At 45.9% G+C, this 1,111-nt stretch carries 1 protein-coding gene; it reads left to right on the forward strand.

Features of this window, described 5'->3' with window-relative positions; genetic code table 11:
• Positions 1-66: 66 nt before the first annotated feature.
• Positions 67-1,111: SusD/RagB family nutrient-binding outer membrane lipoprotein (locus A0125_RS15185; protein ID WP_066758301.1), on the forward strand; the 1,045-nt coding region annotated here is incomplete at its 3' end.

Below are 1,111 nucleotides of genomic sequence, written 5' to 3' on the forward strand. Positions count from 1 at the left end.
GAACGGCGTGCCTACGACGAGAAATTATGGATTCAATCTACGAGCGTCATTTTAATTTGAATAAACATGAAAATGATAAAACATAAAATATTTAAGCTGTCGATCGTTGCTTTAGCATTGTCGGCTGCGTCTTGTAATAAATTTTTGGACGTAAATGATACGCCCAACAATCCTCTTGAGGTGCCGGCTGCGACCTTGCTTCCAGTTGGCTTGGCGGGCACAGCTTTTGCCAACTCCAACGAACTTAATCGCTTTGCTTCCACTATTATGAGTGTGACAGCAGGTGTGAGTGGAAGTCCTGCAAGCTACGATATCTACGAAGTGTCTGGAGCTAATTTTGGAAACCAGTGGAGTTTTGAGATTTACGGTGGCGCGTTGATCAATTACAAAAGGATGGCTGAAGCGGGCGTTAGGGCTAATAGCCCGGTATATGCCGGCGTGGGTAAGATCATGATGGCTTTTACCTTTGCGATGGCTACCGATGCTTGGGGCGACGTACCGTATTCAGAAGCCCTATTAGGTGATATGGAGTTAACAACACCTCGCCTAGATAGCCAGCGGGATATTTATTTAGGCAATGAAGCCGAAGGTATCCAAAGTTTGTTTGATCTTGTACGAGAAGGTTTGGCAGATCTGGATAGGGAGAGCATCTTAACCATCGGAAGCGATGATATTGTTTATGGTGGCGATTTAGCTAAGTGGAAACGTGCAGGAAATTCCTTGCTGCTGCGATTGGCCCTACAGATTAGTAGCGTAGAGCCTCAGGTGGCTACCCAGGTTATTCAGGAGGTTTTGGATCGTAATATGTACATTACTGCCAATGATCAGAATCTTGCAGTTCGCTTTGGTGGACAAGTCGGCAGCCAGGCGCCTTTATGGACGCTAACGCGTAACTCTTTATTTCAAAATGAGTTATTAATCAGTACGCGATTTGTCAACCGGCTTCAAGGCTTAAGTGATCCACGTTTACCCCTTTATGTGACGCGCCCTACGGGAGATTACGTTACATTAGATAATGGTTTTAGAGGAAATCTGCCTGCTGCGGCTGATCGCTCCGTTTATAATAGCTACGCAATCGGAGTTGGCGGCGAGGGTCCGGTAAGGTTACTTA

The organism is Sphingobacterium populi (genome assembly GCF_001586775.1).
Taxonomy (GTDB): Bacteria; Bacteroidota; Bacteroidia; order Sphingobacteriales; family Sphingobacteriaceae; genus Sphingobacterium; species Sphingobacterium populi.